At 70.1% G+C, this 16,054-nt stretch carries 10 protein-coding genes; 5 read left to right on the top strand and 5 right to left on the bottom strand.

What is annotated here, in order from left to right; genetic code table 11:
* Nucleotides 1-110 precede the first annotated feature (110 nt).
* Nucleotides 111-5,180 (top strand): tetratricopeptide repeat protein, encoded by a 5,070-nt coding sequence (locus tag AABA78_RS30860; protein ID WP_338268652.1) that lies wholly within the window; start codon nucleotides 111-113, stop codon nucleotides 5,178-5,180.
* Nucleotides 5,181-5,206: 26 nt separating this feature from the next.
* Here the strand turns inward: AABA78_RS30860 and AABA78_RS30855 are convergent, their stop codons facing one another.
* Nucleotides 5,207-5,944 carry a competence/damage-inducible protein A gene (locus AABA78_RS30855; RefSeq protein WP_338268650.1) on the bottom strand — a complete coding sequence of 246 codons (738 nt, stop codon included), beginning with the start codon at nucleotides 5,942-5,944 and terminating at the stop codon, nucleotides 5,207-5,209.
* A 109-nt stretch (nucleotides 5,945-6,053) separates the two neighbouring features.
* Here AABA78_RS30855 and AABA78_RS30850 point away from each other — a divergent pair, with 109 nt between their 5' ends.
* The gene (locus AABA78_RS30850; protein ID WP_338268648.1) at nucleotides 6,054-7,208 is read left to right on the top strand and encodes an acyl-CoA dehydrogenase family protein; all 1,155 of its coding nucleotides are present in this window, start codon (nucleotides 6,054-6,056) and stop codon (nucleotides 7,206-7,208) included.
* Here the strand turns inward: AABA78_RS30850 and AABA78_RS30845 are convergent.
* From AABA78_RS30845 to AABA78_RS30830, 4 genes are all read right to left on the bottom strand, one after another.
* The gene (locus AABA78_RS30845) at nucleotides 7,201-8,205 is read right to left on the bottom strand and encodes an NADPH:quinone oxidoreductase family protein (protein ID WP_338268646.1); all 1,005 of its coding nucleotides are present in this window, start codon (nucleotides 8,203-8,205) and stop codon (nucleotides 7,201-7,203) included. The two genes, AABA78_RS30850 and AABA78_RS30845, sit on opposite strands and share 8 nt — an antisense overlap.
* A gap of 1 nt (nucleotide 8,206) precedes the next feature.
* Complete coding sequence (locus tag AABA78_RS30840; protein ID WP_338268644.1) at nucleotides 8,207-9,169, bottom strand: aldo/keto reductase; 963 nt, start codon at nucleotides 9,167-9,169, stop codon at nucleotides 8,207-8,209.
* Nucleotides 9,166-9,672 carry a YiiD C-terminal domain-containing protein gene (locus AABA78_RS30835; RefSeq protein ID WP_338268643.1) on the bottom strand — a complete coding sequence of 169 codons (507 nt, stop codon included), beginning with the start codon at nucleotides 9,670-9,672 and terminating at the stop codon, nucleotides 9,166-9,168. The genes AABA78_RS30840 and AABA78_RS30835 overlap by 4 nt, the downstream gene beginning before the upstream one ends.
* 198 nt (nucleotides 9,673-9,870) lie before the next feature.
* Nucleotides 9,871-12,648, bottom strand: a complete 2,778-nt coding sequence (locus AABA78_RS30830) for a beta-ketoacyl [acyl carrier protein] synthase domain-containing protein (protein ID WP_338268640.1) — start codon at nucleotides 12,646-12,648, stop codon at nucleotides 9,871-9,873.
* Between the two features lie 345 nt (nucleotides 12,649-12,993).
* On the opposite strand from AABA78_RS30830, the gene AABA78_RS30825 reads away from it, so the two are divergent.
* The 3 genes from AABA78_RS30825 to AABA78_RS30815 are packed head-to-tail and all read left to right on the top strand — an operon-like array spanning nucleotide 12,994 to nucleotide 16,042.
* Nucleotides 12,994-13,908: a hypothetical protein gene (locus tag AABA78_RS30825; protein ID WP_338268638.1), complete on the top strand. Its 915-nt coding sequence runs from the start codon at nucleotides 12,994-12,996 to the stop codon at nucleotides 13,906-13,908.
* Nucleotides 13,905-14,816 carry an alpha/beta hydrolase gene (locus AABA78_RS30820; protein WP_338268636.1) on the top strand — a complete coding sequence of 304 codons (912 nt, stop codon included), beginning with the start codon at nucleotides 13,905-13,907 and terminating at the stop codon, nucleotides 14,814-14,816. The genes AABA78_RS30825 and AABA78_RS30820 overlap by 4 nt, the downstream gene beginning before the upstream one ends.
* Complete coding sequence (locus AABA78_RS30815; RefSeq protein WP_338268634.1) at nucleotides 14,813-16,042, top strand: aminotransferase class I/II-fold pyridoxal phosphate-dependent enzyme; 1,230 nt, start codon at nucleotides 14,813-14,815, stop codon at nucleotides 16,040-16,042. The genes AABA78_RS30820 and AABA78_RS30815 overlap by 4 nt, the downstream gene beginning before the upstream one ends.
* Nucleotides 16,043-16,054: the final 12 nt, after the last annotated feature.

Genomic DNA, 16,054 nt, shown 5'->3' with positions numbered 1-16,054 from the left:
GCACTCAAATCGCCAGGAAAGACGGGAAGTTGAGGGGCCAGCCGAGCGCGTGGTACGAACTCCCGTTCAGTCTCCCCCTCTCAATTCCAAAGTGCCTGGAGCCGGCTTCCATGAGCGAGCGCAATGACGTCACGCGGCCTTCGTCCTCCGCATCGGTGCCTCCCCCCGGAGTCCCCGAACCGACGGGCGCGGCGCAGACACTGGCCCAGAACGTGACCACCCTCCCCGCTCCCGTCCCCACCGCCAGCGCCGAGGATGATGCCCGCGAGCGCATCGCTTCCATGGAGCGCGAGGCCAAGGCGCTCGCCACCACCGAGCCGCAGACGGCCGCCCTCCTCTTCCATGAGGTCGGCCTGCTCTGGGAAGAGCCGCTCAAGAATCCTCGCAACGCCGCCGTCGCGTTCCAGAACGCCTACAAGCTGGCGCCGCGCTTCCTCGCCAACATCCGCGCCGCTCGCCGCCTCTTCGCCGACGTCGGCAACTGGCAGATGGTCGTGCAGCTCATCGACGCGGAGCTCATCGCCTCCGAGGACCCTCGCCAGCAGGCCTCCCTCCTCTTCGAGAAGGGGCAGATCCTCGAGGAGCGCCTGTCCCGCGACAACGACGCCGCGGATGCCCTGCGCCAGGCCCTGGACCGCAAGCCCACCGATGTCACGCTCCTCACCCAGCTCGAGTCCGTCTACGCGTCCCGCAACGACGCGGGCGCGCTGGTGGAGATCTACCGGCTGCTCGCCGCCGCCGTCGTCCCGCCGTCCCTTCGCGCCCACTACCTCACCTCCGCGGGCATGGTCCTGGAGGAGCGCCTCAAGCAGAAGGAGGCCGCCGCCGCGGCGTTCCGTGAGGCGTTCGCGCTCGACCGCTCCGACCCGCTGCTCCAAGCCGCCGTCAAGCGCGTCGCCGAGCGCGAGGGCCGCACCGATGAGCTCCTCTCCGCCCTCCTCTCCGAGGCCGAGGGCCAGGGCTCCCAGGCCGCTCCCGCGTACCTCCACATCGCCAAGATCCACGACCGCCTGGGCCGCAAGGACGATGCCCTGTCCGCGCTGCTCGCAGCCCGGCGCGTGAGCCCGAATGAGCCGCTCGTGCTGAGCGCGCTCGCCGGCATCTACGAGACTCAAGGCCGCTTCGAGGAGCTGGCCGACGTGCTGCTCGCGTGGGTGGGCTCCATCAACGACGAGAGCGAGCTCGTCGCCATCAACCTGCGCCTCGCCGCGCTGTACGAGGACGACCTCAAGCGCGACCAGGAGGCCGCCGCCCGCTACCAGGCCATCCTCTCCCGCATCCCCAGCCACGCCGCCGCGCTCGCGGGCCTGGGCAAGCTGTCGTACCGGATGCAGAACTGGGAGGGCCTCGTCGCCGTCTTCGACGCGGAGGTCACCGCCGCCGAGGACGCCAAGGGCAAGGCCGCGCGCATGTACAAGGCGGCCGAGATCCTGGAGGAGCGCTTGGGCCGCCAGGAGGACGCGATCGCGCGCTACAACGCGTGCCTCCAGCTCCAGCCCGGCTACCTCCCCGCGCAGAAGGCCCTCACCCGCCTCTACGAGCGCCAGGGCCGCTTCGCCGAGCTCGTGTCGATGTTCGAGCAGGACCTGCTCCAGACGTCCGACCGCGACCAGGTCATCACCACGCTCAACAAGATGGCGGTCATCTACGAGGACCGCCTGGGCGACCTCGACCACGCCATCGAGTGCATGAAGCGCATCCTCGACCTGGCGTCGGATCACCTGCCCACGCTGCGCAACCTGGCCCGCCTCTACGAGCGCGCCGGCCGCTACCGCGAGCTGCTGGAGACCAACGACCTGGAGGCGTCCTTCGCCGGGGACACCAAGCAGGTGCTGTCGCTGCTCCACCGCAACGCGGAGATTTTGGACGAGCACCTGAAGGACCGCGTGGGCGCCATCACCGCGTATGAGCGCGTGCTCGCGCTGTCGCCCTCGTACCTGCCCGCGCTCAAGGCCCTGGGCCGGCTGTACGCGCAGGACGGCCGCTGGGAGAAGCTCATCGACATGTACCGCGCGGAGTCCGAGATCTCGGCCTCCACCGACGCGGCCGCCGCGCTCATCTACAAGATCGGCGAGCTGTACGAGCACCGCCTCAAGCAGGAGAACGAGGCGCTGGCGTCGTACCAGGAGGCGCTGATGCTGGCGCCCAGCTACTTCCCGGCGCTGCGCGCGCTGGCCCGCATCCACCGGGCCCACGGCGCGTGGGAGAGCCTGGTGGAGGTGCTGCGCGCGGACGCCGCCAACCGCACCGACCCGCTGGAGCGCGCCAACGCGATGTATCAGGCCGCCGCCATCTGGGAGGACCAGCTGGGTCGGCCGGAGCTGGCCATCGACGGCTACCAGGAAGTGCTGCGCCTCACGCCGGGCCACGCCGCCACGCTGCGCGCGCTGGAGCGCCTGTACGTCGCGCAGGACAACGTGAAGGAGCTGGTGTCCATCCTCGACCGCGAGACGCAGGTGGGCCAGACGCCCGCGGCCAAGGTGACCGCGTACCTCAAGCTGGCGCGGCTGTACCTGGACCGCTTCCAGGAGCCGTCCCGCGCCGCACAGTGCTGCGAGTCCGTGCTGGGCCTGGAGCCCGGCAACCTCACCGCCCTCACGCTGCTGGAGCGCATCCGCGTGTCGGACCGCCCCCGCCGCGCGGAGCTGCGCACGCGCATCGCCGACCGCGTCACCGACCCGCGCCTGTCCAGCGCCCTGCGCCTGCTGGCCGCCGCGGATCAGGAGAAGGGCCCGCCCACCGAGCGCACCCTGGAGGTCTACCAGCGCGCGTTCGACGCGGATCCCTCCGACGCGCGGCTCGCCTTCAGCCTGGAGCGCGTGCTGCGGCAGACGGGTGACACCGCCGCCCTGTCGCGCATGTACGGCATGCGGCTGGCCGTCACCACCGACGCCACGGAGGCGCTGGAGCTGCTCCTGCGCGCCGCCGAGTTGGCGGAGAAGAACCCCGACCTGGAGCCGGCCGCCGCGCTGTACCGGCAGGCGCTGGAGCTCCAGCCGCAGTGCCTCCCCGCGCTCCAGGGCGCCCGTCGCGTGGCCCTGCGCCGGGGCGACTTCGCCACCGCCCGCGCCATGATGGAGACCGAGGCCCGCGCGAGCCGCGACGCCAAGAGCGCCATCGAGGGCTTCGTCGCCGCCGCGAAGCTCGCGGCCCAGAAGCTCAATGATCCCGACGGCGCCGCAGCCCTCTACCGTCTGGCGCTGGAGCGCGACCCGCTGCACCCGGGCGCCGCCACCGGCCTGGAGGAGCTGCTCGCGCAGCGCGGCGGTTCCTCCGACCTCGCGGCCCTGCACGAGCGGCGCGCGGAGGCCCGGCTCGCGCAGCGCGACGTGGAAGCGGCGGCGGCGGCGTACGTCACCGCGGCCCGGCTGCACAACGTGGCCCTGGGTGACCGCGCCCGCGCGCTCGCGGTGCTGGAGAAGGCCCTGGCGGCCCGGCCCGGCTTCCCCGACGCGCTGGAGACGCGCGGCCTGCTCCTCCTGGAGGCGCAGCAGTACGCGGAGGCCGCGCAGATGCTTGGCCAGCGCGTGCAGCAGGGCGGTGACCCTCGCGTGCTCGCGCAGCACCACCTGACGCTGGGCGCGCTCTACCAGCAGCACCTCAATGATCCGGGCCGCGCGGCCGCGCACCTGCAGACGGCGCTGGCCACCCTGCCCCGCCACCCGGAGGCGCTGGAGCGGCTTGCGACGGTGTACGCGCAGGGCCGCAACTTCGGCGGCGCGGTGGACTGCCTGCGGCGGCTGCTGGATCAGGACCTGCCCAACGACGCCCGCGCTCGCTTCACCGTGGAGCTGGCGCGCATCCACGACGAGGGCCTGGGCGACGTCGCCTCCGCCACGGCGCTCTACAAGAAGGCGCTGGAGCTGACGCCGGGCGAGCCCGCGCTGGTGGACCGGCTGGTGGCCCTCTACGAGCGGCAGCGCAACCTGCCGGAGCTGGCGCAGATGCTGGAGGCCCAGGCGGCCGCCACGGCGTCCACGGACGTCAAGCGCGCGGTGGCCCTGCGCATCCGCGTGGCGGGCTTCTACGCGGGCCCGCTGGCGGAGCCTGCTCGCGCCACCGTCATCTACCGGCAGATCGTGGAGCAGGATGCGCAGAACCTCCAGGCCCGCGCCGCGCTGGCGGAGCTGTATGGCCGCGACATGGCCAGCTACCCGCTGGCCATCGAGGAGCACCGGCAGCTGCTTCGCCTGGACCCCGCGCGCGTGGAGAGCCTGCATGCGCTGTTCAAGCTGTGGGACGCCCAGAAGCAGCAGGACAAGGCGTTCGCCGTCGCCGCGGTGCTGACGTTCCTGCGCGCCACCAACGAGGTGGAGCAGGCCTTCTACTCGGAGGCCCGCGTCCGGCAGCCGCAGGAGCCGCGTGAAGCCCTGCCCGCCAATGACGTGGACACCGTCCTCATGCACCCCGCCGCGCGGGGCCCGCTGACGGACCTCCTGCGCGCCATGGGTGAGCACCTGGGCAAGGTGTTCCCGCCGCAGTTCGAGATGCTCGGCGTCAACCCGAAGACGGACAAGCTCAAGCCGGACTCGGCCGTGTTCAAGGCCGTGCGCGCGGTGGCGCAGACCTTCGGCGTGGAGGAGTTCGAGGTCTACCTGGCCCGGCGCGGCCTCTTGCAGCTGGAGACGACGGAGCCCCTGTCCCTGTGCGTGGGCCAGGACGTCGTGCGCCGCTTCAACGCCCGCGAGCAGAAGTTCCTCATCGGCAAGGCGGTGCTGGGCCTGCTCAACAAGACGGCCGTCCTCTCCAAGACGTCCCAGGGCGAGACGGTGGACCTGTTCGGCAACGCCATCCGCGTCCACGTGCAGCAGTTCAACGGCCTGGGCCGGCGCAACGACGAGATGACGAAGCAGCTCAAGAAGGCCTTCAACCGCAAGGCGATGAAGGCCTCGGAAGGCCCCGCGCAGACCCTGGCCGAGCAGTCGAAGATCGACGTGGCCTCGGTGGTGGACGCGCTCGCCTACTCCGCGGACCGCGCGGGCCTGCTGGTGTGCGGAGACCCGTCGGTCGGCCTCACCATGCTGCTGCGCGAGGATCCGAACATCGTGGCCAACAAGCAGGAGAGCCCCGAAGCCATCCTCCAGGCAGTGCGCGAGCGCGCGGACCTGAAGGCCCTGCTGTCGTGGCTGCTCACCGACGACTTCTTCCGGCTGCGCCAGCGGCTGGGGCTGTCGCTGTAGTCGTCCACCGGGCCTCCGGGCCCGCGCTACTCCCGGCGGACCAGCGCGTCCGCCGGGAACCCCGCGAGCAGCCGGCCCACGGCTTCATCCACGTGGGCCCGCTCCGGGGCCTCCACCGTGACCTTCACGCGGTAGTCCATGGCCGCGTCGAACACGGGATAGGAGCCGATGGCCACGTGGGGCATGTCCAACGCCACGCGGTCCAGCACCGCCGCCAGGGCGCTCTCGCCCAGGTTGAAGTACAGGTTGACCAGGTGCACCGGCGTGCCGCTCAGCCGTGAGAGCACCGTCTCCAGCTGCAGCCGGAAGAGCTGTGGCACCCCCGGCAGCAGGAACATGTCCCCCACCGTCAGCACCGGGAACCACATGCCCGGCTGGGCCAGGAGCACCGCGCCCTCGGGGGCGTCCGCCAGACGCAGCGACTCCGGCGTCACCGGTGACGTGCCAGCGCGGGCCTGGATGGCCGACACCATCTCCGGCAGGCGCACCACGGGCCGGCCCAGCGCGAGCGCCACCGCGCGCACCGTGACGTCGTCGTGGGTGGGGCCAATGCCCCCGCTGGTGAAGACGTAGCGGGCCTTGCGCCGGGCGCGGGCCACCGCGTCCACGATGGCGTCCACGTCGTCCAGGATGGTCTCCACCGAGACCAGCGGGATGCCAAGCTCCCGCAGCCGCTGGATGAGGTGGGGGCCGTTCTCGTCCTTCACCTTCGCGGTGAGGACCTCGTTGCCGATGATGATCGCCGCCGCGCCGGTGCGCTCCATGGAGCCGGGGACTCTACTCCAACGGACCCCGGGGGTGGACTCGCGTGGTGCTCCCGCGCGGACCCGCCCTGTCCTGGAGTCAGCATGGGGGGACGGACATCCTTCACGCATGGACTCCCATGAGACCCGGGACGCGATCCGCGCGTCCGTGCGTGCGCTGTGCAACCGCTTCCCCGCGAAGTACTGGCGGACCCTCGACGCGGAGCGTGAATACCCCCACGACTTCGTCAATGCCCTCACCGAAGCAGGCCTGCTGGCCGCGCTCATCCCGGCCGAGTACGGCGGCGCCGGGTTGGGGCTGCGCGAGGCGGCCGTCGTGCTGGGGGAAATCAACCACTTCGGCGGGAACGCGTCCGCGTGCCATGCGCAGATGTATGTGATGAACGTGCTGCTGCGTCACGGCTCCGTGGCGCAGAAGCAGCGGTACCTGCCGGAGATCGCCGCGGGCCGGCTGCGGCTCCAGGCGTTCGCGGTGACGGAGCCGAACTCGGGCTCGGACACCACCGCCATCGAGACGACGGCGGTCCGGCGCGGGGACCGCTACGTCGTGAACGGCCAGAAGATCTTCATCTCGCGCGTGCTCCAGTCCGACCTGATGCTCCTGCTCGCGCGGACGACGCCTCGGGCGGAGGTGCGCAAGAAGACGGACGGGATGAGCGTGTTCCTGCTCGACCTGCGCAAGACGCAGGGGATGGAGGTCCGGCCCATCCGGACCATGCTCAACCATGCGACGAACGCGCTGTTCCTGGAGAACGTCGAGGTGCCCGCCGAGGGGCTGATTGGCGAGGAGGGCAAGGGCTTCTCGTACATCCTGGACGGCATGAACGCGGAGCGGGTGCTCGTCGCCTCGGAGGCCATCGGGGATGGCCGCTGGTTCATCGAGAAGGCCGTCACCTATGCGCAGGAGCGCGTGGTGTTCGGCAAGCCGATTGGCGCCAACCAGGGCGTGCAGTTCCCCATCGCCAAGGCGCACACGGCGCTCACGGCCGCGTCCATGCTGACGGAGCAGGCCGCGACGCTCTTCGACAACCACCAGTCCTGCGCGGCCGAAGCGAACATGGCGAAGTACCTGGCCGCGGAGGCCGCCTGGGAGGCCGCCAACGCGTGCATGGACACCTACGGCGGCTACGGCTTCGCCGAGGAGTACGACGTGGAGCGCAAGTTCCGCGAGGTGCGCCTGTTCATCAACGCGCCCGTGAGCCGGAACATGGCCCTGTCGTACATCAGCCAGCACGTGCTGGGGCTGCCCCGCTCGTTCACGTAGCGCCGGGCGGCGCGTCGCGTCCCTCGCGGACGTGGACCACGACCTTGCCGATGGCGCGTCGCTCCGCGAGGGTGCGCAGGCCATCGGCGGTCTGCTCCAGGGGGAGGCGGAGGGTGATGCGCGGGGTGATGCGGCCCTGCGCGTACCAGGCGAAGAGCTGGTCCATGGTTTCGCGCAGCGCGGCCGGGTCGTGGTAGCGGAAGTAGCGCAGCGACGAGCCCAGCACCGCGCGGTGCTTCACGAGCAGCCGGTGGGCGGGAATGCTCGGTATCTGTCCGGCGGCGAAGCCCACGAGCACGTAGCGGCCGCCCCAACCCAGCGTCGAGAGCGCCGGGTCGAAGAGCGGGCCGCCCACCGGATCGAAGCAGACGCTCACGCCCGCGGGCCCCGCGGCGGCGAGGACCTGATCCTTCCAGTCATCGTCAGCGGAGCTGAAGGCCCGGTCCGCGCCGGCTTCGAGCGCGATGAGGCGCCTGGCCGGTGTGCTCGCGACCGCGATGACCCTGGCGCCCAGCGCCTTGCCCAGCTGCACCGCCGCGAGCCCCACGCCTCCGCTGGCTCCGAGCACGAGGAGCACCTCCGAAGGCTTCAGGTGGGCGACGCGGATCAGTGCCAGGGCGGTGCTCACGTAGGCGCTGGTCAATGCGGCGGCAACGTCGAACGAGACTCCCGATGGCAGCAGGAACGTCTCCTGGACGGAGGCCACGGCCTGTTCGGCGTAGCCTCCGTGCCAGAGGATGGCCACGACGCGGTCCCCGGGTTTGAAGCCTGAGCCGTCGGGGGCGTTGGCGATGGTGCCCGCGGCCTCCAGGCCCGGCACGAAGGGCAGCTCGGGACGGGTCTGATAGGTCCCGCCGATCATGAGGAGGTCGGCGAAGTTCACGCTGCAGACGTGCACGTCGATCTTCACCTCTTCGGGCGTCGGAACAGGCTCGGGGACCTCGGTGAGGGTGAGCTGCTCGGGCCCGCCCCACGTCCGGCAGACAATCGCTCGCACGTCATGGCTCCTGGGTGGAAGTGGCGGTGAGGCTTCGCCAGAGGGCGTCGTTCGCGGGCAGGCCCAACGCTTCGGACACGAGTTGTTCGAGCTGCTCCGGGCTGCGCGCGCCGACGAGGATCGACGTCACGAACGGGCAGTGCACCAGCCACCAGGTGGCGAGGCCTGACGGTGACAGCGCGTAAGCGGAGGCCTGCGCCTTCAGGTGTTCGACCCGGGCCGCGTTCTCCGGGGTCCAGGCCTTCGCGTAGAGGTCCCGGCGCTGCCCGATGCGCGTGCCCTCTGGAATCTCCCCCGCGATGGCGTACCTGCCGCTCAGCAGGCCGCCCGCCAGCGGTGAATAGGGCGTGTACTGGAGGCCCAGCTTCGCGCAGGCCTCCAGCACGCCGTTCCGCGCGTCGTCCTGTTCGAGCAGGTTGAAGCGGTTCTGGACCCAGCCGAATCCCACCGGGCCGCCCGAGCGTGGAGCCGCGCAGCGCCAGAGGTCGCTCGCGGCGACGTTCGACAAGCCGAAGCGACGGACCTTCCCTGCCCTCACGAGGGACTGGAAGGTCTCAAGGACGTCATCCCACGGTGTCGCTGGATCGGGCACGTGCGACAGGTAGAAGTCGAGCGTGTCGATGCGAAGCCGCGCGAGCGAGCGGTCCACCTCCGCGAACACGTGCTTCCGCCCGAGCCCCCCGCGCAGGCCCACCTTGGACGAGATGAGCACCCGGTCCCGCATCGCGGCACCGCGAGACGCCAGCCATGCGCCGATGATGGCTTCGCTGGCTCCGTCCGCGTAGGTGCCCGCCGTGTCGATGAGGTTGATCCCCAGCGCCACCGCGCGGTCCAGGAGCGCATGTGCTTCGGCTTCGGTCTCTCCCTGGCCGAGCAGCTTCCGGGAGCTTCCGATGCCCCCGAAGTTGGCCGCGCCCAGGGCGAAGACCGACACGTCGATGCCGCAGAGCTTGCGGTAGATCATGTCCGCCACGCCTCCGGAAAGGGCAATGCCAGGTCCCCCTCCCCTGCCCCCGAGGAACCGATCAACGTGAAGTGCGCCGTATAGGTCGCGGCGGCTGCGCCCTCGTCAATGAAGACCTGCGACGTGGCCGTGAGCCGAACCTTGCCTCCCTGACGAAGCGTGTCGGCCTCCAGCGCGGGCAACGCGTCACAGCTGGCCCGGTAGTCGCAAGCGATGGGCCGGTGGATGGCGAACTCACAGCGGCGCAACAGGATCTGCACGGACAGCCGCTCCGCCCACGCCGCCCGCACGAGCAACAGCCACGGGGCGAGTCCCGCCGAGGTGAATACCCCTGGACCGAACGCCGTCCCCCGGTGGTTCAACGACGGGCCCAGCGGCGCCGCGAGCACGATGCGGCCGGGCTCGAACTCCACGAAGTGGATCCCGAGGAACTTCGTCATCGGAATCCGTTCATGAAGGTCCCTCGCCAGATGCCCGAGGACATCCTCACGTTGGAGGCTCATGTGTAATTCCCTGGGAGCTTCGTCGTGGAAGCCCATTCATGACGCTCCACCTTCGCGAGGCTCAGGCCGCCCGCTTTCTTCACGCTCGGGTGAAGGTTCATGGGTGGTTCCCTGGGAGCTTCGTCGTGGAAGTCCACGCATGGCGCTTCATCTCCGCGTGGTTCAGGCCGCACGCTTGCTTCACGTCCGCGTGGAGGCTCATGGTCCCGGCACCTGGAGGTCGGGGCCGGCTTCGAGCACGACGTGGTAGTGGGTGCCTCCGCCGCCTGCTGCGTTGACGCCTGCGAAGCGCGCGTCCTTCAGTTCGTGCGTTTCCGTGACGACTCGTAGGTTGTCGGCAGCACCGACGAGTGGGGTTGTCACTCCCACGGTCGCGGGGACCTGCTTCGCGGCCAGCGTGAACAGCGCCTTCATCAGGCTCGCGGCTCCTGCGGCGGCTCCGGTGTGGCCGATGTTCGGCATGACCGCGCCGATGGGGAGCGGCCGGGCTCGCGCGGTGGCGAGGGTCCGGCCCAGGGCGGCGAGTTCCGCAGTGTCGCTGGCAGGATGACCACTGCCGAAGCACTCCACGAAAGCGAGCGCGTCGGCCGACACGTCACACCGCGACCACGCACGCCGGATGGCGAGACTCATCGCGGGCTCGGAGACGAGTTCGTGGTCCTGGGGCGTTCCGAACGCGCTCCCCATCGCCCGGATGATCCCGAGCACCGGCTCGCCGCGCTCCTGCGCATCCGACAAGCGCCGCAGGACGCACACCGTCGCGCCTTCCCCGGGTAGATAGCCGTCGGAGGATGCATCGAGCGCGGTCGGCGCCTCCCGGCGGGACAGCAGCCCCAGCGTGCCCTCGTCCGCCATGCGCGTGACTCCGAGCCGCATGTCCGCCGTCGCCCAGAAGACCGCGTCCGCCTCTCGCGACGACAGCCGCCCGCAGGCGACTTCCAATCCCCCCATGGAGGCAGCCGCGCCTCCCGCTTCGATGGCGCAGGTCGGTCCGGTCAGGTCGAACGCTCGGGCGATCCTCGCCGCCATGAAGCTGGGTGACAGGTTGAACAGGCTTCCAGCCCACAGCTCCGGCAGGTCGCCTGACAGGCGCTTCATCGCCGCTCGCACGGTGCGGGCCACCCCCTTGGGGTCCTTGCCCGTCTCGCGCAGCACTCGCTGGAGGTGCTCCTCAAGCTCCGGCAGACGTGCCGCGGCGACCTGGCGCAGGCCGTACTCGCTGCAGTGCTCCGCGGAGACGACCACCGGGATGTTGCTTCCCCGTTCAATGGAGACCTTCGAGGCCGCGCTCCGCGCCAGGTCCACCAGCAGGTAGTGGAGCGGATCATGCCGGAGGATGTCGGCGGGACGTTCGTCGTACTGGCTCGCGCTGCCCGCGAACCGGTGTGCATCCAGGTCCAGCGGCGCTCCAGGTCCGAACGGCAGCCTCCGGAACGCGCGGCGGCCCCGCAGCAGGTTCGTCCACAGCGTGGCGAGGTCCGGGGCCTGCGCGAACGCTCCCGCCATGCCCACGATGGCGATGGGCTCGTCCCCCCTCGCAGAGCGCTTGCGCGTGCCTCGCAGCAGCGCCCGGGCCCGTGCGGGCGAAGGCCGGTCCTCCACCACCGCGTGGTAGTTCTGGCCTCCGCTCGCGATGGCGCTGACGCCTCCGATGCGCGGCTGCTCGCCGGCCGGCCAGGACCGGGCGGTCTTCTCGACCTCGATGAGGCCTCCCGGTTCGAGCAGGCTCCGGGGCTTGTCCCCATGCACCGGTCCCGGAATGCCGCCGGACTCGAACATGGCGAGCAGCGCGATCAGGTTCGCCAGCCCCGATGCCTCCTTCGCATGCCCCAGGTTCCCCTTGATGGACATGACGGGCACCGGCGACGCGGGTTGGTCGGCCTCCCCATGTGACTTCAGGGCCCGATCAAAGACCTTCGCCTCCACCGCATCCCCGGTCCGCGTGCCCGTGCCGTGCGCGAGGATCACGCCCAGCTCCCGGGGCGCCACGCCTGCCTGCTCGAGCGCACGCCGGACCGCCAGTTCGTGGCCGCGCGGGTTCGGGACCAGCATGTACGGTTCGGCCGCGCCATCGTTCGCACCACCGACGCCACGGATCACCCCGTGGATGGGGAGCCGCTCCTGCGTGGCCCGCTCCAGACTCGTGAGCACCAGCAGCACCACGCCGTCGGAGATGACCGTTCCGTTGCCCTTCTGGGCGAACGGGAAGCAGCCGTCGGACGACAGGAGGCGTGAGTTCGAATAGAGGACCTGGTTGACCGTGTCGACGTAGGACAGCGCCCCCGCGATGGCCCACGGCGCCCCCTTCGCCAGCTCCCGCGCCGCCAGTTCGATCGCGGCCAGACCGCCGGTGCAGTTCCCGTCCACCAGCAGCGCCTTCTCCGTGGTCCCAAGCGCCTCCGCGATGGCGCTCGCCAGCCGGTGAGTGGCGCGCTCCCTCGGGTCCTCCACGAAGTCCGGCCCGAACGACTCCCGGAGCGACTGGCGCACCTTCCGGGTGAGGTCCGTCAGCTCTTGATGGGAGAACTCATTCGGATGCGCGCCGTGCACCAGGTACGGCTGGAGCTGGCCCGCCACGGCCAGCACCGCGGCGTCGTAGAGCCCATGCCCACCCCCGCGTGAGTGCGCGAGGAAGACCGGGACGGGCTGCCCGCCAAGCGAGCCGGGAGCCAGACCCGCCGAGGCCAGGGCCCGGTGCGCCGTCTCCACCACCCATCCGTGCGGAGCCTCCTGCCCTGGCAGCTCGCGCGATCCAACGACCCCACCCAGCAACGTGGACGTCCGGGCCGCGCCCACGGCCGCCGTGGGGTCCAGATACAGGGCCCGGGGAATGCGCTCCTCGGGCCACTGGCCATACGTTGTCTTCCCCCCGTGCAGCACTTCCGCCAGTTCATCGAGTGTGCGAGCGCCCGGCAAGGCAAACGCAAAACCAGAGATCGCCACCGGCGCGATCCCATCCAGAGGTCCTTTCAACATTGCCAGACAATGTAAGGATCCATTCCGGACACGTCCACGACCAGCCAAATCACATACATCCAGACCGACACGCGACGGCGTCAGCGGGATCCTACCCTACGCATGCAAGGGGTTGCCCTCAAGGCGGCCCGACGCCCTCCTGGGAGCGTCGTTCCCGGACCCTCTGGGGAATGACATAATCTCAAGCTGCGCGATCCGTCCCGAGCCCTCAAAGGCTGTCTTTTCCGATCAAGACCAGGGTGGATTGACGCCAGACTTTTCGATCAGTATATCAATCCAGACATCGCGGCCTGTATTGCCTGACTATCGGCTGCCGCCCCATTCCCCTCATCCCCTGGACAGCCCATGAAAAGAATCGATCCGAGCCGTATCAAGGATTCATTCATCAATGTCTCCACCTTCCCCGCGGACCTGGGTGAAGGCCGCTCGGCTGCTCCCGACGCCGCGCTGCTCGACGCCGTGGTGGAGGCGGTGGAGAAGAAGAACGGGTTCGCGGTGGTGTACGGCGTGAACAAGCTGCTGGCCGCGCGCGGGCTGGACCTCCATACCGAGTCCGGCGCCGCGCTGGCCCGGGACTACCTGGAGGGCATCTTCCGGGCCATCGCGCCGCGCTTCGATCTGTCGCGCTACAGCCCCACGCCCGTCGCCTACGACCGCGTCGCCAAGATGGACGTGGACGGCTTCAACAAGAACCGCAACTTCACGCCCAACAGCGACCACACGGAGAGCCGCGAGTTCGTCACCACGAAGTGCGTCCACTTCGACTCGGCGACGCCGTTCATCGCGAACCTCTACGGCCCCAACCAGAACATCAGCGGCGGCATGCCGATGATCTGCGACACGCGCCGCTTCTGCCAGGACAAGGGCCTGGATCCCCGGGCGCTCATCGAGAACATCCCCAACAACTACAACGTCGCGGTGAAGGCGGAGTTCTCCGAGGAGATCCTGCGCGACTACTCGTTCGCGCTGAAGCTCGACCTGGAGAACGACATCGTGATGATCGTCCTCCACAACGAGGTGGTGGGCGGGCTCGCGCACGCCGCCACCCAGCCGTCCCTCACCGACGCGAGCAAGGCCGCGAAGCGCCCCATCCGCCACGTCGAGTACCAGGTCGCGGGCTCCGAAGACCTCAAGCGCTGGTACGACTACTACGGCCTGTCGCTGGAGAAGGCGTCGAACCACAAGGAGGACGCCAACATCACCCGCTTCGTCCGCGGCGAGCTCAACCCCTACCCGAACATCATCGAGGTGCGGGCATGACCGCGCGACACCACGCGGAGCGCAACGCGGCGGAGATGAAGGAGCTGCTCGCGTACCTGGACGCCCGGCCCTGGCCGGACGGCTACGAGGCGGCGCGGGTCCACTACGATTCGCTCGGGCTGCCCATCGCCAGGGACATCGGGGTGGAGCCTGTCAACGTGAACGGCGTTCGCGCCCAGTGGCTCACGCCGCCGGAGTGCGACCAGGACCGCGCCCTCCTCTTCCTCCACGGCGGCGGGTTCGTCTTCGGCTCGCTGGTGAGCCATGGCCACATGGCCGCGGAGCTGGCGCGGCAGGCGCGCTGCCGGGTGCTCCAGCTCGACTACCGCCGGGCCCCGGAGCACCCCTACCCGGCCGCGCTGGATGACGCGACCACCGCGTACCGCTGGCTGCTGGAGCGCGGCTTCGCGCCCGGCTGCATCTCCATCGCCGGGGACTCCGCGGGCGGCGGCCTGGTGGTCTCCATGCAGGTCCACGCCCGTGCCAAGGGACTCCCGCTCGCGGGCGCCCTGGTGTGCATCTCCTCGTGGTTCAACCTGGGCATCCAGGGGGAGAGCTACGAGTCGCGTGAGAAGGCCGACGCGCTGGTGCAGCGCAAGGTGGTGGAGGAGGTCGCCCGGCACTACCTCAACGGGCAGGACCCGCGGCAGCCCACCATCTCCCCCATCCACGCGGACCTCACCGGCTTCCCGCCCCTGCTCATCCAGGTGGGCGAGCGGGAGCTGCTCTTCAGCGACTCGCAGGCGATGGCGAAGAAGGCCCAGGCCCAGGGCGTGGACGTCACGTTCGAGGAGTGGCCCGACATGGTCCACGTCTGGCACCTGCACTTCCACCGCCTCACCAGCGGCCGCGAGGCCCTGCAACGCATCGGTCAGTTCGTGATGGAAAAGACAGGAGCGCGGAAGTGACGACGCCCAGCGACGCGGTGATGGGACCCCACCTGCACCGCAACAACCAGAAGATGATCCCCGCCAGCGAGAGCGCCTGGGCCGTGGCCCGCGACTCGCACATGCTGAACATCCGCGTGGAGGCCGTGGGCGGCCAGAACCGCATGCGCGAGGTGGACACCGGGCACGAGTTCGCCAACCTGTGCTCCTGCTCCTACCTGGGGCTCAACAGCCACCCGGACGTCCTCCAGGGCGGCATCGACGCGCTGAAGAGCGCGGGCATCACCGGCCTGTCCATGGCGGAGTTCCGCATCCGGCTCGGCCTGATGGAGGAGCTGGAGGAGCAGCTGGCGGACCTCTTCGGCGGGCCCGTGCTGCCGGCCGTCACGTCCAGCGCGCTCACGGCGGCCATCCTCCCGGTGCTGGGGTCGGGCCACCTGACGGACAGCGAGCCCCTGGTGATGGTGTTCGACAAGTTCGCGCACTTCTCCATGGCGTTCGTGAAGCCCATCGTCGCCGACGAGACGCTGGTGCTGAACGCCCCGCACAACGACATGAACTACCTGGAGGACGTCTGCCGGAAGTACCCGCGCGTGGCCTACGTCTGCGACGGCGTCTACTCCACCGGCGGCGCGACGGACCTCCAGGCGCTGCTCACGCTCCAGGAGAAGTACGGCCTCTTCCTCTACATCGACGACTCGCATTCGCTCTCCACGCAGGGCAAGAACGGCGAGGGCTACATCCGCTCCCGCCTGCGCGAGATGAACGACAGGACGCTGATCATCGCCTCCATCGCAAAGGCGTTCGGCAGCACGGGCGGCATCGCGATGCTCGGGTCGCGCAAGCACTTCGACTTCCTCTACCGGACGGGCCCCATGGGCTGGTCCCAGAGCCTGCGGACGGCGGCCATCGGCACCTCCATGGGCAGCATCAAGGTGCACCGCAGCCCGGAGCTGGCGAAGCGGCAGGAGCAGCTGCGCCGGAACATCGCGCTGTTCGACGAGCACATCCAGACCGCGCAGCGCGGCGACGGACTGCACATCAAGGTCGTGGAGGTGGGCGAGCAGGACAAGGCCGTGAAGCTGTCGCGCGAGCTCTACAAGCGCGGCTTCTATACGTCCGCGGTGTTCTTCCCCATTGTGCCGGTGGGCAAGGCGGGCATCCGGCTCATGCTGCGCGGCGACCTGCCCACGGAGAGGGTGCAGGCGTTCATCGGCCACCTGAAGGAAGTCCTCCCGACGCTGTAGCAGGAGGCCCGC

Source organism: Corallococcus caeni, from assembly GCF_036245865.1.
In the GTDB taxonomy this organism is placed as follows: Bacteria; Myxococcota; Myxococcia; order Myxococcales; family Myxococcaceae; genus Corallococcus; species Corallococcus caeni.
This window is presented reverse-complemented; position numbering and strand designations above follow the sequence as displayed.